This window comes from Escherichia sp. KTE31 (assembly GCF_000407925.1).
GTDB classification, from domain to species: domain Bacteria; phylum Pseudomonadota; class Gammaproteobacteria; order Enterobacterales; family Enterobacteriaceae; genus Escherichia; species Escherichia ruysiae.
This window is the reverse complement of the sequence record NZ_KE136722.1, coordinates 1,433,782-1,455,478: the sequence shown is the minus strand read 5'-3', so window position 1 is coordinate 1,455,478 and position 21,697 is coordinate 1,433,782. Positions and strand designations below refer to the sequence as shown.

21 protein-coding genes and 1 tRNA gene are annotated in these 21,697 nt (G+C 50.5%); 11 read left to right on the top strand and 11 right to left on the bottom strand.

Annotation, left to right across the window (positions count from 1 at the left end; all coding sequences use genetic code 11):
* Nucleotides 1-118 precede the first annotated feature (118 nt).
* Nucleotides 119-1,552, bottom strand: a complete 1,434-nt coding sequence (locus WES_RS14170) for an anion permease (RefSeq protein ID WP_016159047.1) — start codon at nt 1,550-1,552, stop codon at nt 119-121.
* 75 nt (nt 1,553-1,627) lie between these two features.
* Complete coding sequence (locus tag WES_RS14175; RefSeq protein WP_000723669.1) at nt 1,628-2,680, bottom strand: 4-oxalomesaconate tautomerase; 1,053 nt, start codon at nt 2,678-2,680, stop codon at nt 1,628-1,630.
* 184 nt (nt 2,681-2,864) lie between these two features.
* Between WES_RS14175 and WES_RS14180 the strand changes: the two genes are divergently transcribed.
* Nucleotides 2,865-3,818 carry a LysR family transcriptional regulator gene (locus WES_RS14180; protein WP_016159048.1) on the top strand — a complete coding sequence of 318 codons (954 nt, stop codon included), beginning with the start codon at nt 2,865-2,867 and terminating at the stop codon, nt 3,816-3,818.
* Nucleotides 3,819-3,858: 40 nt separating this feature from the next.
* Here WES_RS14180 and pgl read toward each other — a convergent pair whose 3' ends face one another.
* Nucleotides 3,859-4,854, bottom strand: coding sequence for a 6-phosphogluconolactonase (gene pgl, locus WES_RS14185; RefSeq protein WP_000815435.1), 996 nt, complete (start codon nt 4,852-4,854; stop codon nt 3,859-3,861).
* 154 nt (nt 4,855-5,008) lie between these two features.
* On the opposite strand from pgl, the gene ybhA reads away from it, so the two are divergent.
* The gene (ybhA, locus tag WES_RS14190; protein WP_010354383.1) at nt 5,009-5,827 is read left to right on the top strand and encodes a bifunctional pyridoxal phosphate/fructose-1,6-bisphosphate phosphatase; all 819 of its coding nucleotides are present in this window, start codon (nt 5,009-5,011) and stop codon (nt 5,825-5,827) included.
* Here the strand turns inward: ybhA and modC are convergent, their stop codons facing one another.
* The 4 genes from modC to acrZ all read right to left on the bottom strand — a co-directional run bounded on the left by modC (nt 5,828) and on the right by acrZ (nt 8,667).
* Nucleotides 5,828-6,886, bottom strand: a complete 1,059-nt coding sequence (gene modC / locus WES_RS14195; protein WP_000891689.1) for a molybdenum ABC transporter ATP-binding protein ModC — start codon at nt 6,884-6,886, stop codon at nt 5,828-5,830.
* A gap of 2 nt (nt 6,887-6,888) precedes the next feature.
* A complete protein-coding gene (gene modB, locus WES_RS14200; RefSeq protein ID WP_000604034.1) occupies nt 6,889-7,578 on the bottom strand; it encodes a molybdate ABC transporter permease subunit in 690 nt (229 codons plus the stop codon).
* Entirely contained in the window at nt 7,578-8,351 is a 774-nt protein-coding gene (modA, locus tag WES_RS14205) for a molybdate ABC transporter substrate-binding protein (protein ID WP_000113011.1), read from the bottom strand. Before modA ends, modB begins: the two co-directional genes overlap by 1 nt.
* Before the next feature lie 166 nt (nt 8,352-8,517).
* Nucleotides 8,518-8,667 carry a multidrug efflux pump accessory protein AcrZ gene (acrZ, locus tag WES_RS14210; protein ID WP_000891515.1) on the bottom strand — a complete coding sequence of 50 codons (150 nt, stop codon included), beginning with the start codon at nt 8,665-8,667 and terminating at the stop codon, nt 8,518-8,520.
* A gap of 128 nt (nt 8,668-8,795) precedes the next feature.
* Here acrZ and modE point away from each other — a divergent pair, with 128 nt between their 5' ends.
* The 7 genes from modE (at nt 8,796) to gpmA (ending at nt 16,589) form a co-directional block, all read left to right on the top strand.
* The gene (gene modE, locus WES_RS14215) at nt 8,796-9,584 is read left to right on the top strand and encodes a molybdenum-dependent transcriptional regulator (RefSeq protein WP_016159049.1); all 789 of its coding nucleotides are present in this window, start codon (nt 8,796-8,798) and stop codon (nt 9,582-9,584) included.
* Between the two features lie 67 nt (nt 9,585-9,651).
* Nucleotides 9,652-11,124 (top strand): molybdate ABC transporter ATP-binding protein ModF, encoded by a 1,473-nt coding sequence (modF, locus tag WES_RS14220; RefSeq protein WP_016159050.1) that lies wholly within the window; start codon nt 9,652-9,654, stop codon nt 11,122-11,124.
* Nucleotides 11,125-11,375: 251 nt separating this feature from the next.
* A complete protein-coding gene (galE, locus tag WES_RS14225; protein WP_001265444.1) occupies nt 11,376-12,392 on the top strand; it encodes a UDP-glucose 4-epimerase GalE in 1,017 nt (338 codons plus the stop codon).
* A gap of 9 nt (nt 12,393-12,401) precedes the next feature.
* Nucleotides 12,402-13,448, top strand: a complete 1,047-nt coding sequence (gene galT / locus WES_RS14230; RefSeq protein WP_000191508.1) for a galactose-1-phosphate uridylyltransferase — start codon at nt 12,402-12,404, stop codon at nt 13,446-13,448.
* A 3-nt stretch (nt 13,449-13,451) separates the two neighbouring features.
* Nucleotides 13,452-14,600: a galactokinase gene (galK, locus tag WES_RS14235; RefSeq protein ID WP_016159051.1), complete on the top strand. Its 1,149-nt coding sequence runs from the start codon at nt 13,452-13,454 to the stop codon at nt 14,598-14,600.
* Nucleotides 14,594-15,634, top strand: a complete 1,041-nt coding sequence (gene galM / locus WES_RS14240; RefSeq protein ID WP_000931389.1) for a galactose-1-epimerase — start codon at nt 14,594-14,596, stop codon at nt 15,632-15,634. The genes galK and galM overlap by 7 nt, the downstream gene beginning before the upstream one ends.
* A 202-nt stretch (nt 15,635-15,836) precedes the next feature.
* Nucleotides 15,837-16,589, top strand: coding sequence for a 2,3-diphosphoglycerate-dependent phosphoglycerate mutase (gene gpmA / locus WES_RS14245; protein ID WP_001295305.1), 753 nt, complete (start codon nt 15,837-15,839; stop codon nt 16,587-16,589).
* Between the two features lie 159 nt (nt 16,590-16,748).
* On the opposite strand, the gene aroG is transcribed toward gpmA, so the two are convergent.
* Nucleotides 16,749-17,801, bottom strand: a complete 1,053-nt coding sequence (gene aroG, locus WES_RS14250) for a 3-deoxy-7-phosphoheptulonate synthase AroG (protein ID WP_016159052.1) — start codon at nt 17,799-17,801, stop codon at nt 16,749-16,751.
* A 315-nt stretch (nt 17,802-18,116) separates the two neighbouring features.
* On the opposite strand from aroG, the gene WES_RS14255 reads away from it, so the two are divergent.
* Nucleotides 18,117-18,497, top strand: coding sequence for a YbgS-like family protein (locus tag WES_RS14255; RefSeq protein WP_000784348.1), 381 nt, complete (start codon nt 18,117-18,119; stop codon nt 18,495-18,497).
* A 113-nt stretch (nt 18,498-18,610) separates the two neighbouring features.
* Nucleotides 18,611-19,546 (top strand): CDF family zinc transporter ZitB, encoded by a 936-nt coding sequence (gene zitB, locus WES_RS14260; protein ID WP_000951315.1) that lies wholly within the window; start codon nt 18,611-18,613, stop codon nt 19,544-19,546.
* Here the strand turns inward: zitB and pnuC are convergent.
* The 3 genes from pnuC to WES_RS14275 all read right to left on the bottom strand — a co-directional run bounded on the left by pnuC (nt 19,543) and on the right by WES_RS14275 (nt 21,697).
* Entirely contained in the window at nt 19,543-20,262 is a 720-nt protein-coding gene (gene pnuC, locus WES_RS14265) for a nicotinamide riboside transporter PnuC (RefSeq protein WP_016159053.1), read from the bottom strand. The genes zitB and pnuC overlap by 4 nt on opposite strands.
* A 33-nt stretch (nt 20,263-20,295) precedes the next feature.
* Nucleotides 20,296-21,342, bottom strand: coding sequence for a quinolinate synthase NadA (gene nadA / locus WES_RS14270; RefSeq protein ID WP_000115322.1), 1,047 nt, complete (start codon nt 21,340-21,342; stop codon nt 20,296-20,298).
* Nucleotides 21,343-21,621: 279 nt separating this feature from the next.
* Nucleotides 21,622-21,697: transfer RNA gene (locus WES_RS14275), tRNA-Lys, on the bottom strand.

The following is a 21,697-nucleotide window of genomic DNA, read 5'->3' as shown; positions in this document are numbered from 1 at the left end:
ATAATTCGAGTTGCAGGAAGGCGACAAGCGAGTGAATCCCCAGGAGCTTACATAAGTAAGTGACTGGGGTGAGCGAACGCAGACGCAGCACATGCAACTTGAAGTATGACGAGTATATTTACAGCATGTTCCAGCCGATCAGCATATTCCACCACCATACGCCAAGGGTGATATGCACCAGGAAGGTTAGTATCGTCAGTACCGCACCGACCAACCACCAGGATTTAATGTCGTTGTAACCCACGCCAAAGATGACCGGATCTGCCGCGCCGCCATAGTGAGTGACCATGCCGCCGTAAGAGTTGGAGAACAGCAGCGCCAGCGCAGTTAACATTAACGGTGCGCCGGAGACGTTCGCCAGCATGGCAAATACCGGCAACATAGCAACGATATAGGCACTACCAGAAGCGAAGAAATAACGCACGATGATGCTAAGGAAAATAATGACAAAGAAGGCAACGTTGCCATGACCATCAAATGCCAGGTTATTTTTAAAGACTTCAGCTAACCATTCGAAGAATTTAACTTTTGATAATAAGGAGCTTAAACCGATAATACCGCCGTACCAGATTAAGGTATTCCAGCCGCCTTTATTTTTAACCACATCTTCCCAGGTAACGATACCCAGCAGCAGCATGGTTGCCATAACAACGATTGCCACAGTGGATTCATCAACCCCCAGAGACTTACTGAAAATCCAGCCCAGCAGCGCCAACACAAAAACACCGAGCAGCATTTTTTCGCGGATTTTCATCGGCCCCAGTTCAGCAAGACCCGCTTTGGCGATGGTTTTGTTATCGACCTTTTTAATTTCTGGCGGATACATGGTGTAAATCACCAGCGGAGTGACCAGCAGCATAATGATGCCCGGTAAACCGGCTGCCAGCGCCCATCCACCCCAGCTAATTTGCAGGTGCAGAATGTCGTTGATCATTTTCAGCGCCAGAATGTTCCCCGCCATTGCGGTAAAGAACATGTAGCTGGTGGTTTTGGTGACCATGTAAATGGACATCATCAGGTAATGTCCAACACGACGCGGGCTTTTTTCCGGTTCGGACCCAAGAGCCACCGCCACGCTGTTGATGATCGGTAACACAATGCCGCCCGCACGCGCGGTGTTAGACGGTGTTGCCGGAGCCAGTACCAGATCGAGGAATACGGTAACGTAACCCAGCCCGAGGGTTGTGCTACCAATTTTACCAATCAGCAGATAGGCGATACGTTTACCTAAGCCGGTGGTAACAAACGCGGCGCTTAAGGTGAACGCCGAGAACACCAACCAGGTTGTACCGGAAGAGTAACCGCTTAATACGGCGGTGGTTTTAAATGCACCGTCGGATAAGTTACCCACGACCACCATCGAAGCGGCAACTGCAATTAACAGTACGACAGGTTCCGGGAATGGCTTAATAACCAGACCCACAATTGCCGCCAGGTAGATACCAAACAGTACCCACGCCAGTTCGCTTAACCCTGCCGGAGCTGGCATAAAGCCAATAATACATGGGATCGCTAATATCAGAATTAGCTTCCATAACGATTTCTTATTCATTTAAAATCCTGTTCTTTCTGTATGACTCATACAGAAGTCCTTTATTGATTGTCCTTATCACGACAAAGAATTTTTTCAGGGAAGATAAACTTCACCGGAAAATATTTTTCTGGTCGTCCGAATAACAGATGCGCGTAACGTCGTGGCATCCTGACCTTCATTGCTTAAATGAACGTCAAGCGCACCACTGGGGTGTTCAATATTGATATTGCCGTATCCGACAGAAGGGACGATTTGTCGGGTGACGGTGCCTTCCAGCGCACAGCTACTGGAAATGGCAATAGCACCAGTTATCGCCAGCGCGCGATGGCAAGAATGGGGCATAAAATAACGCACATTGATCGCCCCGCCTTTCTGCGCTGGAGAAATAAGTACAGGTTTAGGGATAACCATATTACTGACATCGCCTAAGCCCATTGCTTTACCCGCTTGTAGACGGATAGATTCAATGCGGGCTAATAATGCTTTGTCGGCATCCAGTTCTGCTGGTAATTCATAGCCTGTTTTTCCCAGATATTCAGCCGGAATAATAACGACTGGCATCGCCATATCGATACAAGTCACCGGGACATCGTCAAAATAATCAATCTGATTATCCGTCGGGAAAACTTTTCCGGTTTTTGTTCCGGCAGCATTCAGGAAAGTGAGCGCGACCGGCGCGGCTGTCCCTGGTACACCATCAATTCTGGCGCTACCCTCATACTCGACGACACCGTTTGGCGTTTGCACATCGGCTTCGATGAACGTGCCTGTATTGACGTTGCGAATACGCACGCGGGTGACCGGTGATGTCGCTGCAATCAAACCATTTTCAATGGCGAATGCCCCAACGCCAGACAACATATTGCCGCAGTTAGGTGTGGTATCGACACGTTGCTCATGGACGATTACCTGCGCAAACAAATAATCGACATCAGCACGAGAATCGCTGGAACGGCTAATAATGGCGACTTTACTGGTCAGCGGATTACCGCCGCCGATACCGTCAATTTCCAGATCATTACCGGAACCCATAATTGCCATCAATATTTTATCGCGCTGCGTTTGATCTTCAGGTAAATGTTCCGCTAACAGGAACGCGCCCCTCGAGGTTCCACCTCGCATCATCACGCAGGGTATTTTTTTCATAATAATGCCCTCAATTTAAAAACATAACTTATTGCGATATGGTTACATTAAGGGCAAAGCATCTCTAATGACTTTAGCTTTACGATTAATAACATTTTTTCATTAATTTAAGTGATTAAAAGACAGTTAAACTGGTTTAACTGCAAATCACTAAAAAGCACCGCTTCCATTTTCCGGAGTAATAATGAAGCATGAGTTATCAAGTATGAAAGCATTTGTCACGCTGGCAGAGTCCAGTTCATTTAACAATGCTGCTAAATTACTTAATATTACGCAACCTGCATTAACGCGCAGAATAAAAAAGATGGAAGAGGATTTACATATTCAACTCTTTGAGCGTACAACTCGCAAGGTTACTTTAACAAAAGCGGGGAGAATGTTGCTTCCTGAGGCGCGGGAATTAATAAAAAAATTCGATGAAACACTGTTTAATATTCGCGATATGAATATTTATCATCGTGGTATGGTGACATTAGCGTGTATTCCTACCGCCGTGTTTTATTTCTTGCCGTTGGCAATTGGCAAATTTAATGAGCTATATCCCAATATTAAAGTGCGAATTCTGGAACAAGGCACGAATAATTGCATGGAATCGGTGCTGTGCAACGAATCGGACTTTGGCATAAACATGAACAACATCACAAATTCATCCATCGATTTTACGCCACTGGTCAACGAGCCGTTCGTGCTGGCCTGTCGGCGTGACCACCCATTAGCCAAAAAGCAGCTGGTGGAATGGCAGGAACTGGTAGGTTACAAAATGATTGGCGTGCGCTCCTCCAGCGGCAACCGACTGCTGATTGAGCAAAAATTGTCCGACAAACCCTGGGAGCTGGACTGGTTTTACGAAGTGCGTCATCTTTCGACGTCATTAGGACTGGTGGAAGCAGGACTGGGGATTTCGGCGCTTCCAGGCCTGGCAATGCCTCATGCGCCCTATTCTTCGATTATTGGTATCCCGCTGGTGGAACCCGTTATACGTCGGACATTGGGGATTATTCGTCGCAAAGATGCCGTGCTTTCTCCGGCAGCAGAACGCTTTTTTGCTTTGCTGATTAATTTGTGGACTGATGATAAAGACAATTTATGGACCAATATCGTCGAACGCCAGAGACATGCGTTACAGGAGATGGGGTAATACCCCGGCGCAGGAAATACTGCGCCGGGTAACTCAACGGTTAGTGTGCGTTCACCACCACCCACATCGGCCCCTGCCCGACCGCATAGCGACCTTTTTCATGCAGTAGCCCCTGTTCGCCGACAATTTCGTAAACTGAGATGTGGTGAGATTTTTGCCCGGCAGCAATCAGATACTTACCACTGTGATCAACGTTAAAGCCGCGCGGCTGGGTTTCCGTTGGCTGGAAACCTTCTTTGCTCAACACGCTGCCATCTTCCGAAACGCTGAAAACGGTAATCAGACTGGCGGTACGGTCACAGGCGTATAAATGACGACCATCCGGAGTAATATGAATATCAGCCGCCCAACGGGTGTCGGAGAAGTTTTCCGGCATCATATCCAGCGTCTGGACACATTCGATATTGCCGTGCGGATCTTTCAGTTCCCAGACATCCACTGAACTGTTTAACTCATTGACGCAATACGCATATTGTTCGTTTGGATGGAACACCATATGACGCGGCCCGGCACCTTCAACGGTCGTCACTTCCGCCGGGTCCTGCGCCACCAGATGACCATCATCACTGACCGTAAACAGGCAGATGCGATCCTGCTTTAATGCCGGAACCCACAGCGTGCGGTTATCCGGTGAGATATTGGCGGAATGGCAGCCGTCCAGCCCCTCGACCACATCGACGACGCCCACTGGCAGGCCATCTTCCAGTCGCGTTACGCTCACGTTACCCGCATTGTAAGAACCTACAAAGACAAACTGTCCCTGGTGATCGGTAGAAATATGCGTCGGGCTACCCGGCAGCGCCGACTCTGCGGCGAATGTCAGTGCACCGTCGTCCGGGGCGATACGATACGCCAGGACGCGAAACTCAGGGCGAACGCCAACGTAGAGATAACGTTTGTCCGGGCTGACCACCATCGGCTGCACCTGCCCCGGCACATCAACAACCTGCGTCAGCGTCAGTGCGCCTTCATGATTCAGGTTCCAGACGTGAATTTGCTGGCTCTCAGGGCTGGCGATATAAACTGTTTGCTTCATGAATGCTCCTTTGCATTTAGCAACTGACTGTAACAGCTAAAATTAGTCGCTTTTGGCGGTGAATGCTGAATTAAAACGCAGAATTTTGTCCGATAGTGGTATCGGTGTACCATTCGCGCAGACGAAAATTCTTAACCTTAATCTGGAATACGCCATGACCACACGCGTGATTGCTCTCGACTTAGACGGCACCTTATTGACCCCGAAAAAGACCCTGCTTCCCTCATCTATAGAAGCACTGGCTCGCGCTCGCGAAGCAGGCTATCAATTAATCATCGTCACAGGTCGCCATCACGTCGCTATTCATCCTTTTTATCAGGCGCTGGCGCTGGATACACCTGCTATTTGCTGTAACGGCACCTATTTGTATGATTATCATGCAAAAACCGTGCTTGAAGCCGATCCAATGCCTGTTAATAAAGCCCTGCAACTCATTGAGATGCTGAATGAACACCACATTCACGGCCTGATGTATGTCGATGATGCAATGGTGTATGAACACCCGACCGGGCATGTTATTCGTACTTCTAACTGGGCGCAAACCCTGCCGCCAGAACAGCGTCCGACCTTTACCCAGGTTGCCTCGCTGGCCGAGACGGCACAAGAAGTTAAGGCGGTGTGGAAGTTCGCCCTGACGCACGATGACCTGCCGCGATTGCAGCATTTTGGTAAGCATGTTGAACATGAATTAGGACTGGAGTGCGAATGGTCCTGGCACGATCAAGTTGATATTGCACGCGGCGGCAACAGCAAAGGTAGACGCCTGACGAAATGGATTGAGGCACAAGGCTGGTCGATGGAAGATGTGATTGCGTTTGGCGATAACTTTAATGATATCAGTATGCTGGAAGCCGCCGGAACGGGTGTAGCGATGGGCAACGCCGATGACGCAGTAAAAGCGCGCGCCAACATTGTGATTGGGGATAACACCACCGACAGCATTGCCCAGTTCATTTATAGTCACCTGATTTAATCAGGCGGTTATCGACACACTTTTAATTTGCGCGTACAGCCACAGGCCAGGTCTGATTGCCAGTTCATCCCTGGCCCACGGGCTAATACGCGCCCACAGCGTTTTACCACCGACTTCCAGTTCGACTTCCACCTGACCGTTGTCGTCATAGCTATTAACAACTTTTGCGCGCAACACGTTACGAATGCTGGTTTGCTGCGGAGGCTGTAAAACCAGCGAGACATCGGAAGCCTGAATGCGAATACGTAGCGCAGCTTGTAACGGCTCGTCCAGCTTATTGACCCACAAATGCTGATCGCCCAGCGCCAGCGCGGTCATTGCGTAATGCGGATGATGCTCCAGTATCGACACTTTCAGAATGCTACTTTGTTGCTCTTTCGGCAGCCACGGATTCATCACGCTACTACCCCAGACTTCTTCCAGCGCGCCAAAGGCTTTCACCTGACCGTTTTCCAGCACCATCACTCTGTCTGCCAGATGGAGGATCTCATCCAGAGAATGGCTGACATACAACATAGGAACGTTAATTTCCCGCGTCAGACGTTGCAGATAAGGCAACAGTTCGCGTTTACGCGGAATATCCAGTGATGCCAGTGGTTCATCCAGCAACAGCAATTCCGGCGCCGTCAGCAATGCCCGACCAATCGCCACACGCTGTTTTTCGCCACCGGACAGGCTGCCCGGTAAACGTTCAAGTAACGGTTCAATGCCTAAAAGCGCCACCAGCTTGTCGAACTGATCGACCATGCTTTTCGCCATGCCGTAGCGCAGATTGCCACGCACTTTGTAATGCGGAAACAGCCGCGCATCCTGAAACACATAGCCAACGCGACGCTTTTCTGGCGTCAGACAGATACCTTTTTCGGCGTCATTTAGTACCCGACCATTGAGGACAATCCGCCCTTTTTGCGGACGAGTCAGTCCACTGATGGCGTTAATCAGCGAGGTTTTTCCGGCACCGGAGACGCCAAAGATTGCAGTGATGCCGTTGGCGGGCAGCGTTTCATTAATGGTCAGGCAATGGTTGCCCAACGTCTGGGAAAAATTCAGTTCCAGCATGATTAGCGCCCCGCCCGCTCACGGCTGATTCTTGCCAGCCATTCTGAAATCAGCAAGGAAATCATCGCCAGCGCAATAGAGATGATGCAAAGTCTCGCCGCACCGCTTTCCCCGCCAGGAGTCTGGATCAAGGTATACATGGCTGAAGGAATGGTTCGCGTTTCACCAGGAATGTTCGACACAAAGGTGATGGTTGCACCAAATTCACCGAGCGAACGAGCGAAAGCCAGCACCGTACCGACAATAATTCCCGGCAAGGTCAGCGGTAACGTGATGGTAAAGAAAACGCGCCAGCGCCCAGCCCCGAGTGTTCTTGCGGCCTGTTCCAGTTTGACATCAACGCCTTCCAGCGCCAGACGAATTGCCCGCACCATCAGCGGAAAAGACATGACGGCGGCAGCGAGAACCGCACCGCGCCAGCTAAAGGCGAAGGTAATGCCAAACCAGTCATACAGGCGTTCACCGATAAATCCGCGCCGTCCCATAGAAACTAACAGCAAGTAGCCGACGACTACTGGCGGTAACACCAGCGGTAGATGCAGCACGCTGTCGAGCAGAGCTTTGCCCGGAAACGTGCAACGCACCAGTAACCAGGCAAAAAAGATCCCAAACGGCAGGCTAAACAGCACAGCCAGGGAAGAAACTTTCAGGCTTAGTAAAACCGCCTGCCATTCTGGATCGGTCAGTATCATTACTTAGTTGTAAATCCGTAACGTTTAAAGATTTCCGCAGCCTGCGGTCCCTTCAGATAATCGTAAAATGCTTTCACTGTCGCATTGTTATGCCCTTCCACGACGGCAACCGGATATTCCACTTTTTTATGCGAATCTTCCGGGAAAGTGGCTACTACTTTAACCCCTTTGCTGGCAACCGCGTCAGAACCGTAAACAATGCCCAGCGGTGCTTCATTGCGTTCAACCAGCGCCAGCGCCCCACGAACATCTTCCGCCGGAGCCAGTTTCGGGGAGAGCGTATCCCATGCGCCCAGTTTTTGCAGTGCTTCTTTCGCATAAATACCAGCGGGGACATGTTCCGGATCGCCAACCGCCAGGCGACCGCCATTCAGCAGCGAAGTCCAGTTGGTTTTGCTGTCGATGGTGAAATCTTTCTGTGCACTGGTTTTCGGTGCTACAACGACCAGGCTATTGCCGAGCAATGTCTGACGCGTGGCAGTGTCGATCGCTTTTTTATCAACCGCATAATCCATCCATTTCTGATCGGCAGAAATAAACAGATCCGCAGGCGCGCCCGCTTCAATCTGACGGGCCAGGGTAGAAGACGAGGCAAAAGAAGAAACGACGTCCACGCCTTTCTCTTTTTTATACTGCGTAGCGATGTCCTGCATTGCGTTGGTCAGTGATGCTGCCGCAAAAACTGTAATCTTCCCTTCGTCTGCCAGCGCATTGCCTGCAAGAGTTAAAGAGAGCGCCGCTCCGGCAAACAAGTTCAACCATTTACGAGCCATTGGTAACCCCTTCATGTAACGTTATGTAGGCAACAATATAACGACTGATTCAGAATTTTCCCAGCAGTTATTGTTAACCTTTGAGAGGTAGCTAGAAAAAATATCGGCAGGAAAAGCAGGAAGTTGAGAAAAAAGAAAATGCCCGACTAAGCGGGCATTCAGGGAATCAATGATTTTGTCCGGGCTGGTCTTTTTTACCAACACCAGAAAAGATGTTGAATACTTCACCAAGACCGTAAATCAGACCCAGGATGATGGCCATCACGACAGGTACCATGATTACGGCGAATACCAGACTTTTTAATAACTCTAACATGGTCAACTCCAGATATAGTCCTGTCACTATTCTAACCGCTAAGCACAGAAAAGCACTCCCCTTTTGTGCGGTCAGCTTTGCGTGGCGTTCGTTTTCCGTCACAATAAGACTTTTGCCAGGACATTGTTATGCAGGCCGAAATCCTTCTCACCCTTAAGCTCCAACAAAAATTATTCGCCGACCCGCGCCGCATTTCGCTACTAAAACACATTGCGCTTTCCGGTTCCATTAGCCAGGGAGCGAAAGATGCCGGTATCAGCTATAAAAGCGCCTGGGATGCCATTAACGAGATGAATCAGTTAAGTGAGCATATTCTGGTTGAGCGCGCAACAGGCGGTAAAGGTGGAGGTGGCGCGGTACTGACCCGCTATGGCCAGCGGCTGATTCAGCTCTATGACCTCCTGGCGCAGATCCAGCAAAAAGCCTTTGATGTATTAAGTGACGACGACGCCCTGCCGCTGAACAGCCTGCTGGCCGCGATCTCACGTTTTTCACTGCAAACCAGCGCCCGTAACCAGTGGTTCGGCACCATCACCGCCCGCGATCACGATGACGTTCAACAGCATGTTGATGTCCTACTGGCTGATGGTAAAACACGATTAAAAGTCGCGATTACCGCGCAAAGCGGCGCGCGTCTGGGTCTGGATGAAGGCAAAGAAGTATTGATACTGCTGAAAGCGCCGTGGGTAGGTATTACTCAGGACGAGGCGGTCGCACAAAACGCCGACAACCAATTGCCGGGCATTATTAGTCATATTGAGCGCGGCGCGGAGCAGTGCGAAGTATTAATGGCGCTACCCGACGGGCAAACCCTGTGCGCCACGGTGCCGGTAAATGAAGCGGCTTCTCTTGAGCAAGGGCAGAATGTCACGGCCTACTTTAATGCCGACAGCGTGATTATCGCCACGCTGTGCTAAGCGTGTTGACAATTTGTTATGAAACAAGTATCCCTGTCAGTAATCGCTGCAAAAAATGGGATATAAAATGTCATCGTTGCAAATTTTGCAAGGCACGTTTCGTCTTAGCGACACAAAAACGCTGCAATTGTCTCAGCTAACGTTAAACGCGGGTGATAGTTGGGCGTTTGTCGGTTCAAATGGCAGCGGGAAGTCGGCGCTGGCCCGCGCGCTGGCGGGGGAACTTCCGCTTTTGAAAGGTGAACGGCAAAGCCAGTTTTCCCACATCACTCGTCTCTCCTTCGAGCAATTGCAAAAGCTCGTCAGCGACGAATGGCAGCGGAATAATACCGATATGCTTAGTCCTGGCGAAGATGACACCGGGCGTACCACGGCTGAGATCATTCAGGATGAAGTTAAAGATGCACAGCGTTGTTTGCAACTGGCGCAGCAGTTCGGTATTACCGCCCTCCTCGACCGACGATTTAAATACCTTTCCACTGGCGAGACGCGTAAAACCCTGCTCTGTCAGGCGCTGATGTCAGATCCTGATTTACTGATTCTTGATGAACCGTTCGATGGTCTTGATGTTGCCTCACGTCAGCAACTGGCAGAACTGCTCGCCTCGTTACATCAGTCCGGTATTACTCTGGTACTGGTGCTCAATCGCTTTGATGAGATCCCGGAATTTATCCAGTTTGCCGGAGTGCTGGCGGATTGCACATTAGCGGAAACTGGCGCTAAAGAGGAACTGCTCCAGCAAGCACTCGTTGCGCAACTGGCGCATAGCGAACAGCTTGAAGGTGTGCAACTGCCGGAGCCGGATGAACCTTCAGCACGTCACGCCTTACCCGCCAACGAACCGCGCATTGTGCTGAACAATGGTGTGGTTTCTTATAACGATCGCCCCATTCTTAACAACCTTAGCTGGCAGGTGAATCCTGGCGAGCACTGGCAAATTGTCGGGCCAAATGGCGCAGGAAAATCGACGTTATTAAACCTGATCACGGGCGATCATCCGCAAGGTTACAGCAACGATTTAACGCTGTTTGGTCGGCGTCGCGGCAGCGGTGAAACCATCTGGGATATCAAAAAACATATCGGTTACGTCAGCAGTAGTTTGCATCTGGATTACCGGGTCAGCACTACCGTGCGTAATGTGATTCTTTCTGGCTATTTTGATTCGATTGGCATTTATCAGGCCGTTTCGGATCGCCAGCAAAAACTGGTGCAGCAGTGGCTGGATATTCTCGGCATTGATAAACGCACCGCAGACGCTCCTTTCCATAGCCTTTCCTGGGGGCAACAGCGTCTGGCATTGATCGTCCGCGCACTGGTGAAACATCCGACGTTGCTTATTCTTGATGAACCATTGCAAGGGCTTGATCCGCTGAATCGCCAGCTTATCCGTAGATTTGTTGATGTGCTGATTAGCGAAGGTGAAACGCAGTTGTTGTTTGTTTCGCACCACGCTGAAGATGCGCCTGCCTGTATTACCCATCGTCTGGAGTTCGTGCCAGACGGTGACCTCTATCGTTATGCGCTTACCAAAATAAATTGAGTGACTGTGCCGGATGCGGCGTGAAAGCCTTATTCGGCCTACGGTTTAACGCATCCAGGCATGAAACCGCGTCTTTTTTTCAGATAAAAAGCGCAATCATTCATAAACCCTCTATTTTATAATCACTTAATCGCACATAAAAAATGGCTAAATTCTTGTGTAAACGATTCCACTAATTTATTCCATGTCACACTTTTCGCATCTTTGTTATGCTATGGTTATTTCATACCATAAGCCTAATGGAGCGAATTATGAGAGTTCTGGTTACCGGTGGTAGCGGTTACATTGGAAGTCATACCTGCGTGCAATTACTGCAAAACGGTCATGATGTCATCATTCTTGATAACCTCTGTAACAGTAAGCGCAGCGTACTGCCTGTTATCGAGCGTTTAGGCGGCAAACATCCAACGTTTGTTGAAGGCGATATCCGTAACGAAGCGTTGATGACCGAGATCCTGCACGATCACGCTATCGACACCGTGATCCACTTCGCCGGGCTGAAAGCCGTTGGCGAATCGGTACAAAAACCGCTGGAATATTACGACAACAATGTCAACGGTACTCTGCGCCTGATTAGCGCCATGCGCGCCGCTAACGTCAAAAACTTTATTTTTAGCTCCTCCGCCACCGTCTATGGCGATCAGCCCAAAATTCCATACGTTGAAAGCTTCCCGACCGGCACACCGCAAAGCCCTTATGGCAAAAGCAAACTGATGGTGGAACAGATCCTCACCGACCTGCAAAAAGCCCAGCCGGACTGGAGCATTGCCCTGCTGCGCTACTTCAACCCGGTTGGCGCGCATCCGTCGGGCGATATGGGCGAAGATCCGCAAGGCATTCCGAATAACCTGATGCCATACATCGCCCAGGTTGCTGTAGGCCGTCGCGACTCACTGGCGATTTTTGGTAACGATTATCCGACCGAAGACGGTACTGGCGTACGCGATTACATCCACGTAATGGATCTGGCGGACGGTCACGTCGTGGCGATGGAAAAACTGGCGAACAAGCCTGGCGTACACATCTACAACCTCGGCGCAGGCGTAGGCAGCAGCGTGCTGGACGTGGTTAATGCCTTCAGCAAAGCCTGCGGCAAACCGGTTAATTACCATTTTGCACCGCGTCGCGAAGGCGACCTTCCGGCCTACTGGGCGGATGCCAGCAAAGCCGAGCGCGAACTGAACTGGCGCGTAACGCGCACTCTTGACGAAATGGCGCAGGACACCTGGCACTGGCAGTCACGCCATCCACAGGGATATCCCGATTAAGGAACGACCATGACGCAATTTAATCCCGTTGATCATCCACATCGCCGCTATAACCCGCTCACCGGGCAATGGATTCTTGTTTCACCGCACCGCGCTAAGCGCCCCTGGCAGGGGGCGCAGGAAACGCCAGCCAAACAGGTGTTACCTGCGCACGATCCAGATTGCTTCCTTTGCGCAGGTAATGTGCGGGTGACAGGCGATAAAAACCCCGATTACACCGGGACTTACGTTTTTACCAATGACTTTGCGGCGCTGATGTCCGACACGCCAGACGCGCCGGAAAGTAACGATCCGCTGATGCGTTGCCAGAGCGCGCGCGGCACCAGCCGAGTGATCTGCTTTTCGCCGGATCACAGTAAAACGTTGCCAGAACTGAGCGTTGCGGCATTGACGGAAATCGTCAAAACCTGGCAGGAGCAAACAGCAGAACTGGGGAAAACATACCCGTGGGTGCAGGTTTTTGAAAACAAAGGTGCGGCGATGGGGTGCTCTAACCCGCATCCGCACGGTCAGATTTGGGCAAATAGCTTCCTGCCTAACGAAGCTGAGCGTGAAGACCGCCTGCAAAAAGAATATTTCGCCGAACAGAAATCGCCAATGCTGGTGGATTATGTCCAGCGTGAACTGGCAGACGGTAGCCGTACCGTTGTCGAAACCGAACACTGGTTAGCCGTAGTGCCTTACTGGGCTGCCTGGCCGTTCGAAACGCTGCTGCTGCCCAAAGCCCACGTTTTGCGGATCACCGATTTGACCGACGCCCAGCGCAGCGATTTGGCGCTGGCATTGAAAAAGCTGACCAGTCGTTATGACAACCTCTTCCAGTGTTCCTTCCCCTACTCTATGGGCTGGCACGGCGCGCCGTTTAATGGCGAAGAGAATCAACACTGGCAGTTACATGCGCACTTTTATCCACCTCTGCTGCGCTCTGCCACTGTACGTAAATTTATGGTCGGTTATGAAATGTTGGCAGAGACCCAGCGTGACCTGACGGCAGAACAGGCAGCAGAGCGTTTGCGCGCAGTCAGCGATATCCATTTTCGCGAATCCGGAGTGTAAGAAATGAGTCTGAAAGAAAAAACACAATCTCTGTTTGCCAACGCATTTGGCTACCCTGCCACTCATACCATTCAGGCGCCTGGGCGCGTGAATCTTATTGGCGAACACACCGACTACAACGACGGTTTCGTTCTGCCCTGCGCGATTGATTATCAAACTGTAATTAGCTGTGCGCCACGCGATGACCGTAAAATTCGCGTGATGGCAGCCGATTATGAAAATCAGCTCGACGAGTTTTCCCTCGATGCGCCCATTGTCGCGCATGAAAACTATCAATGGGCGAACTACGTTCGTGGCGTGGTGAAACATCTGCAACTGCGTAACAATAGCTTCGGCGGTGTGGACATGGTGATTAGCGGCAATGTGCCGCAGGGTGCCGGGTTAAGTTCTTCCGCCTCACTGGAAGTGGCGGTCGGAACCGTATTGCAGCAGCTTTATCATCTGCCGCTGGACGGCGCACAAATCGCGCTTAACGGTCAGGAAGCAGAAAACCAGTTTGTTGGCTGTAACTGCGGGATCATGGATCAGCTGATTTCCGCGCTGGGCAAGAAAGATCATGCCTTGCTGATCGATTGCCGCTCACTGGGCACCAAAGCAGTCTCCATGCCGAAAGGTGTGGCTGTGGTCATCATCAACAGTAACTTCAAACGTACCCTGGTTGGCAGCGAATACAACACCCGTCGTGAACAGTGCGAAACCGGTGCTCGTTTCTTCCAGCGGCCAGCCCTACGCGATGTCACCATTGAAGAATTCAACGCCGTAGCGCATGAACTGGATCCGATCGTGGCGAAACGCGTGCGTCATATCCTGACCGAAAACGCCCGTACCGTTGAAGCTGCCAGCGCGCTGGAGCAAGGCGACCTGAAGCGTATGGGCGAGCTGATGGCGGAGTCTCATGCCTCTATGCGCGATGATTTCGAAATCACCGTGCCGCAAATTGACACTCTGGTAGAAATCGTAAAAGCTGTGATTGGCGACAAAGGTGGCGTACGCATGACCGGTGGCGGATTTGGCGGCTGTATCGTCGCGCTGATCCCGGAAGAGCTGGTGCCTGCCGTACAGCAAGCTGTCGCTGAACAATATGAAGCAAAAACAGGCATTAAAGAGACTTTTTACGTGTGTAAACCATCACAAGGAGCAGGACAGTGCTGAACGAAACTCCCGCACTGGCACCCGATGGTCAGCCGTACCGACTGTTAACTTTGCGTAACAACGCAGGGATGGTAGTCACGCTGATGGACTGGGGTGCGACTTTACTTTCAGCCCGTATTCCGCTTTCCGATGGCAGCGTCCGCGAGGCGCTGCTTGGCTGCGCCAGCCCTGAATGCTACCAGGATCAGGCTGCGTTTCTGGGAGCCTCTATTGGTCGTTATGCCAACCGTATCGCCAATAGCCGTTATACCTTTGACGGTGAAACCGTAACGCTTTCGCCAAGTCAGGGCGTTAACCAGTTGCATGGCGGCCCGGAAGGGTTCGACAAACGTCGCTGGCAGATTGTGAACCAGAACGATCGTCAGGTGCTGTTTGCCCTGAGTTCAGATGATGGCGATCAGGGCTTTCCGGGGAATCTCGGCGCGACGGTGCAGTATCGTCTGACCGACGATAACCGTATCTCTATTACCTATCGCGCCACAGTTGATAAACCTTGCCCGGTGAATATGACTAACCACGTCTATTTCAACCTCGACGGCGAGCAGTCTGACGTGCGCAATCACAAACTGCAGATTCTGGCGGACGAATATCTGCCCGTTGATGAAGGCGGCATTCCGCACGACGGCCTGAAATCTGTCGCCGGGACGTCTTTTGATTTCCGCAGCGCCAAAATCATCGCCAGTGAGTTCCTTGCCGACGACGATCAGCGCAAAGTGAAAGGTTACGATCACGCGTTCTTGTTGCAGGCCAAAGGTGATGGCAAGAAAGTGGCAGCGCATGTCTGGTCAGCAGATGAAAAATTGCAGCTGAAGGTCTACACCACCGCTCCGGCTCTGCAATTTTACTCCGGCAACTTCCTCGGCGGCACGCCGTCACGGGGAACCGAACCTTACGCCGACTGGCAAGGACTGGCGCTGGAAAGCGAATTTCTGCCAGACAGTCCAAACCACCCTGAATGGCCGCAGCCGGACTGCTTCCTGCGCCCTGGCGAAGAGTATTCCAGCCTGACGGAATATCAGTTTATTGCTGAATAATTTTAAGCCCTCGTGATGAGGGCTTTATCCTCATGTTGCTCAAATCACCAGCAAACACCGACATATTTGCAACTCAATATTCACAACAACCTTACACTGCGACACTATTTTCGCTATGGTTATGCGTAAGCATTGCTGTTGCTTCGTCACGGCAATATAATGAGAATTATTATCATTTAATAATGATTTGAGGAGTAAGTATATGGCTGTAACTAAGCTAGTTCTGGTTCGTCATGGCGAAAGTCAGTGGAACAAAGAAAACCGTTTCACCGGTTGGTACGACGTGGATCTGTCTGAGAAAGGCGTAAGCGAAGCAAAAGCAGCAGGTAAGCTGCTGAAAGAGGAAGGTTACAGCTTTGACTTTGCTTACACCTCTGTGCTGAAACGCGCTATCCATACCCTGTGGAATGTGCTGGACGAACTGGATCAGGCATGGCTGCCCGTTGAGAAATCCTGGAAACTGAACGAACGTCACTACGGTGCGTTGCAGGGTCTGAACAAAGCGGAAACCGCTGAAAAGTATGGCGACGAGCAGGTGAAACAGTGGCGTCGTGGTTTTGCGGTGACTCCGCCGGAGCTGACTAAAGATGATGAGCGTTATCCGGGTCACGATCCGCGTTACGCGAAGCTGAGCGAGAAAGAACTACCGCTGACTGAAAGTCTGGCGCTGACCATTGACCGCGTGATCCCTTACTGGAATGAAACCATTCTGCCGCGTATGAAGAGCGGTGAGCGCGTGATCATCGCCGCTCATGGGAACTCCCTGCGTGCACTGGTGAAATATCTCGACAACATGAGCGAAGAAGAGATTCTTGAGCTGAATATCCCGACTGGCGTGCCGCTGGTGTATGAGTTCGACGAGAATTTCAAACCGCTGAAACGCTACTATCTGGGTAATGCTGACGAGATCGCGGCAAAAGCAGCTGCTGTTGCAAACCAGGGTAAAGCGAAGTAAACGTCATTCGTTTAAAAATGAGAAAGCCGACTGCAAGTGAGTCGGCTTTTTTTGTTGCTAACAATGGAGCACATTGCCTGATGCGACGCTGCGCGTCTTATCATGCCTACGGTGATTAATCGGATACGCCACTCTGGCGGTGCATCCGACAATTAAACCTTACCCGCGACGCGCTTTTACTGCATTCGCCAGTTGACGTAACAGAGCATCGGTATCTTCCCAGCCAATGCAGGCATCGGTGATGCTCTTGCCATAGGCCAGCGGCTCACCGCTTTCCAGACTCTGGTTCCCTTCCGCCAGGTGGCTTTCCACCATCACGCCGATAATAGCTTTTTCGCCACAGGCAATTTGCTGGCAAACGTCAGCGCAAACTTCCATCTGCTTTTTGAACTGTTTGGACGAATTTGCATGGCTGAAATCGATCATCACCTGCGCCGGTAAACCCGCCTTGTTCAGCCCTTCTTTCACTTCAGCAACGTGTTTCGCACTGTAGTTAGGCTCTTTACCGCCGCGCAGAATGATATGGCAATCACCGTTACCGCTGGTATTCACAATTGCTGAATGCCCCCATTTCGTTACGGACAGGAAGCAGTGCGGCGCACCGGCGGCATTAATGGCATCGATAGCCACTTTAATCGTACCATCGGTGCCATTTTTAAAACCTACCGGACAAGAAAGCCCTGATGCCAGTTCGCGATGCACCTGCGATTCGGTTGTACGTGCGCCAATTGCGCCCCAGCTCATCAGGTCAGCGAGATACTGCGGGGTAATCATATCCAGAAACTCACCCGCTGCAGGCAGGCCGCTGTCGTTAATATCAAGCAGCAATTTACGGGCAATGCGCAAACCGTCGTTGATCTGGAAGCTGTTATCCATATGCGGATCGTTGATCAGCCCTTTCCAGCCCACCGTGGTGCGCGGCTTTTCAAAATAGACGCGCATAACGATTTCCAGCTCGTCTTTCAGCTCTTCCCGCAGCGCCAACAAGCGAGTGGCATACTCTTTAGCAGCTACCGGATCATGAATTGAGCAAGGACCAATCACCACTAACAGGCGATCATCATTACCTTTCAGGATCTTATGGATCGCTTTTCGGGCATGGGCAACCGTATTCGCGGCATTTTCGGTAGCGGGGAATTTTTCCAGCAGTGCGACAGGTGGAAGTAACTCTTTGATTTCTTTGATACGTAAATCGTCGTTCTGATAATTCATGTCTGTTCCAGTGTTGCCATACTTATCTTAGTGAATGCAATCCCTCCAATCTATATCTTCCGTCAGAATGTGTAAACGGGGTTTTACACTATGAACGGATTAATCCTGGAATTAGCAAGAAAAACGCCAGATTGTCGCGAATAACGAGATCTGACCTACAATTTCTAACTGTAACTTCTCTGTTTATTAATTTTTTCAAGATTCTCTGCTGGATTTATTCTTCTGGCTGAAATCTTAAACCATTACCTGATATTCACCTGCAAATGCACTGTTGGAAGAGGTTATCCGACATAACGACCATAACAGGAGCATCCTATGAAAATGACAAAACTGGCCACACTTTTTCTGACTGCCACTCTAAGCCTTGCCAGTGGTGCCGCACTGGCCGCCGATAGCGGAGCGCAAACCAATAATGGCCAGGCAAACGCCGCAGCTGATGCGGGTCAGGTTGCCCCGGACGCCCGTGAAAATGTCGCACCAAATAACGTCGACAATAACGGGGTAAATACCGGTTCTGGCGGCACAATGTTGCATCCGGATGGTTCTTCAATGAACAATGACGGCATGACCAAAGATGAAGAGCACAAAAATACGATGTGCAAAGATGGTCGCTGCCCGGACATTAATAAAAAAGTACAAACTGGCGATGGCATCAACAATGATGTCGATACCAAAACAGACGGTACTACGCAGTAACTCTGCCAAAAAGCCAATACCGGGAGAGCAGAGTCTCTCCCTTTTAATTTTTCCCCTCTAAAAGCGGTATGATGTCATAAAGTTAAGTGAGATTAATTAAGGGATGACTCGTCATGGCGCACTCACACACATCTTCACACCTGCCAGAAGATAATAATGCTCGTCGCTTGTTGTATGCTTTCGGCGTGACTGCCGGGTTTATGCTGGTTGAGGTTATTGGCGGTTTTCTCTCAGGTTCTCTGGCGTTGCTGGCCGACGCAGGACATATGCTTACCGATACTGCTGCCCTGCTTTTCGCCCTGCTTGCCGTACAATTTTCTCGTCGTCCGCCCACCATTCGCCACACTTTCGGCTGGCTCAGGTTGACCACACTCGCGGCGTTTGTGAATGCCATTGCCCTGGTGGTGATTACTATTTTGATTGTTTGGGAGGCGATAGAACGTTTTCGCACGCCGCGTCCGGTGGAAGGCGGCATGATGATGACGATTGCCGTAGCTGGGCTGCTGGCTAATATACTTTCTTTCTGGTTACTTCATCACGGTAGTGAAGAGAAAAACCTTAACGTGCGCGCAGCAGCACTGCATGTACTGGGAGATCTGCTGGGTTCGGTTGGTGCTATCGTTGCCGCGTTGATTATTATCTGGACCGGCTGGACGCCTGCTGACCCCATTCTCTCGATACTGGTGTCGCTTCTGGTTCTGCGCAGCGCGTGGCGATTATTGAAAGATAGCGTGAATGAATTACTTGAAGGGGCGCCGGTGTCGCTGGATATCGCTGAGCTGAAGCGTCGTATGTGCCGGGAAATCCCGGAAGTCCGCAATGTGCACCATGTACACGTGTGGATGGTGGGTGAAAAGCCAGTAATGACGCTGCATGTGCAGGTGATCCCGCCACACGATCATGACGCGTTGTTGGATACGATCCAACATTATCTGATGGATCACTATCAGATTGAGCACGCCACCATTCAGATGGAATATCAACCTTGTCATGGACCAGACTGCCACCTTAATGAAGGCGTGTCTGGCCATTCACATCATCACCATTAATGAGACAGCGCGCGTGAGCCTCTTTCGCGTGCGCTGTTGATCCACATCCGGCTGCCGTTAAGAGCAATAAACGTCAGGATCAGATACTCCAGCGACATGGCATAGACGCCCTGCAAGGCGAAAATCACTACGCTTATCACGTTAATGATGACCCACAATAACCAGTTTTCGACATATTTGCGCGTCATCAGAATCATTGCCACGATGGATAGTACCATCATGCAGGAATCCCAGAACGGGAAGGCGTCCGGTTGTAGTTCCGGCATCGCAACCTGTAAACCCAACGCCTGCATAATCGTGACTGCAACACGTGTCAGGAAAGCAAATACCGGATTGATAAATACCGTCATCAGGCCGATAGCAACAACGCAAACCGCCAGCCAGGTTAACGCTTTAGGTAATGGCAGCCAGCGAATTTTTAACTCAGCTTCATGCTGACTGGTTTGTCGTGACCAGGCATACCAACCGTAAATGTTGGCGGCAAAGAAAAATACCTGTAGCAACAAGCTGGCATACAGTTGAATCTGAAAGAAAATAATGCCAAACAGGGTGACGTTGATCAGGCCAAAAAAGTAGTTGCTGATCTTCTCCATACTGGCAAGGCCAATACACAGTAACCCTGCGATCGTCCCTACCGCTTCGATCCATGAAAGATCGTAACCACCAGCGCCGATCGGTATATGAACCAGAATGTTCTGTGTGCTAAAAAAATCCATCTTTCCCCCAATGCGTAACATGACGCTTTATTGTCAGTTTCCTCGAAGTGTAGCCGCAAAATCCAGCATACGATTAAGCGGCACCAGCGCCCTCTCTCGCAGCCTTTCATCAACATGTACCTCGTGTTTGCTTTCTCCCTGTTCTAATGCCTCTGCGATGGCCTGGAGGCCATTCATAGCCATCCACGGGCAATGCGCACAGCTACGGCAGGTTGCTCCCTCGCCAGCGGTTGGTGCTTCCAGTAACTCTTTGTCTGGCACCGCCTGCTGCATTTTGTAGAAGATTCCCCGGTCAGTTGCCACAATAAGGCGCTGATGCGGCAATGTTTTCGCAGCATTGATCAACTGACTTGTGGAGCCGACCGCATCCGCCATATCGACAATAGCTTGTGGTGATTCCGGATGCACCAGTATGGCTGCATCAGGGTATTGTTTTTGTAAGCGGGTTAACGCCTGAGTCTTAAACTCATCATGCACAATGCAGGCGCCTTGCCAGCATAAAATATCTGCGCCCGTCTGTTTTTGTACGTAACGACCCAGATGTTTGTCTGGTGCCCAGATGAGTTTTTCACCCAGACTATCCAGATGATCAATGAGTTCAACAGCAATACTTGAAGTTACCACCCAGTCTGCGCGCGCTTTTACCGCAGCAGAAGTGTTAGCGTAGACCACAACAGTACGATCGGGATGGGCATCACAAAATGCGTTAAATTCTTCAATTGGGCAGCCGAGATCCAGTGAACATTCAGCCTGAAGTGTCGGCATCAGAATTGTCTTTTCCGGGCTGAGAATTTTGGCGGTTTCTCCCATAAATCTCACCCCGGCTACGAGTAGCGTTGAAGCGGGATGTTTGGCACCAAAGCGCGCCATTTCTAAAGAATCAGAAATACAGCCGCCAGTTTCTTCCGCCAGCTGTTGAATTTCAGGATCGGTATAGTAGTGGGCGACCATCACCGCATTACGTTCTTTTAGCAGACGTTTTATTTTCTCCCGGTAATACGCTTTTTCATCAATGCTTAACGGTGTCGGCTTCGGGGGGAAAGGATAAATCGCCGCTTCAGGATCAAACATCACGCTCATCTTGCCATCTCGTTTTATATGCTTAACATTTAAACCGACACAAAGCGTGATATTCGCCATTATCGGTTTTATTTGTTTTATATGCTAAACAAGATAGCCGAATGGTGGAGAAAAGTCACTCGAATTACGTATGAGATGCCGGATGCGATGCTATGTATCTTATTTCCACCGACGTAGAGTTGCTTACGCAGCAAGCGCAGAGTATGTCATCAGGGTTAAGAATTGGAATTTTGGGATGCTTGAATAGCAAAAAAGCGCCTTTAGGGCGCTTTTTTACATTGGTGGGTCGTGCAGGATTCGAACCTGCGACCAATTGATTAAAAGTCAACTGCTCTACCAACTGAGCTAACGACCC

Excerpts from the sequence above, each read along its gene's own strand:
- modC (WP_000891689.1), bottom strand. The coding sequence starts at position 6,886 with ATGCTGGAACTGAATTTTTCCCAGACGTTGGGCAACCATTGCCTGACC.
- galT (WP_000191508.1), top strand. The coding sequence starts at position 12,402 with ATGACGCAATTTAATCCCGTTGATCATCCACATCGCCGCTATAACCCG.
- galK (WP_016159051.1), top strand. The coding sequence starts at position 13,452 with ATGAGTCTGAAAGAAAAAACACAATCTCTGTTTGCCAACGCATTTGGC.
- WES_RS14170 (WP_016159047.1), bottom strand. The coding sequence starts at position 1,552 with ATGAATAAGAAATCGTTATGGAAGCTAATTCTGATATTAGCGATCCCA.
- nadA (WP_000115322.1), bottom strand. The coding sequence starts at position 21,342 with ATGAGCGTGATGTTTGATCCTGAAGCGGCGATTTATCCTTTCCCCCCG.
- acrZ (WP_000891515.1), bottom strand. The coding sequence starts at position 8,667 with ATGTTAGAGTTATTAAAAAGTCTGGTATTCGCCGTAATCATGGTACCT.
- galE (WP_001265444.1), top strand. The coding sequence starts at position 11,376 with ATGAGAGTTCTGGTTACCGGTGGTAGCGGTTACATTGGAAGTCATACC.
- WES_RS14175 (WP_000723669.1), bottom strand. The coding sequence starts at position 2,680 with ATGAAAAAAATACCCTGCGTGATGATGCGAGGTGGAACCTCGAGGGGC.
- pgl (WP_000815435.1), bottom strand. The coding sequence starts at position 4,854 with ATGAAGCAAACAGTTTATATCGCCAGCCCTGAGAGCCAGCAAATTCAC.
- WES_RS14180 (WP_016159048.1), top strand. The coding sequence starts at position 2,865 with ATGAAGCATGAGTTATCAAGTATGAAAGCATTTGTCACGCTGGCAGAG.
- pnuC (WP_016159053.1), bottom strand. The coding sequence starts at position 20,262 with ATGGATTTTTTTAGCACACAGAACATTCTGGTTCATATACCGATCGGC.
- gpmA (WP_001295305.1), top strand. The coding sequence starts at position 15,837 with ATGGCTGTAACTAAGCTAGTTCTGGTTCGTCATGGCGAAAGTCAGTGG.
- WES_RS14255 (WP_000784348.1), top strand. The coding sequence starts at position 18,117 with ATGAAAATGACAAAACTGGCCACACTTTTTCTGACTGCCACTCTAAGC.
- modB (WP_000604034.1), bottom strand. The coding sequence starts at position 7,578 with ATGATACTGACCGATCCAGAATGGCAGGCGGTTTTACTAAGCCTGAAA.
- zitB (WP_000951315.1), top strand. The coding sequence starts at position 18,611 with ATGGCGCACTCACACACATCTTCACACCTGCCAGAAGATAATAATGCT.
- modA (WP_000113011.1), bottom strand. The coding sequence starts at position 8,351 with ATGGCTCGTAAATGGTTGAACTTGTTTGCCGGAGCGGCGCTCTCTTTA.
- ybhA (WP_010354383.1), top strand. The coding sequence starts at position 5,009 with ATGACCACACGCGTGATTGCTCTCGACTTAGACGGCACCTTATTGACC.
- modF (WP_016159050.1), top strand. The coding sequence starts at position 9,652 with ATGTCATCGTTGCAAATTTTGCAAGGCACGTTTCGTCTTAGCGACACA.
- modE (WP_016159049.1), top strand. The coding sequence starts at position 8,796 with ATGCAGGCCGAAATCCTTCTCACCCTTAAGCTCCAACAAAAATTATTC.
- aroG (WP_016159052.1), bottom strand. The coding sequence starts at position 17,801 with ATGAATTATCAGAACGACGATTTACGTATCAAAGAAATCAAAGAGTTA.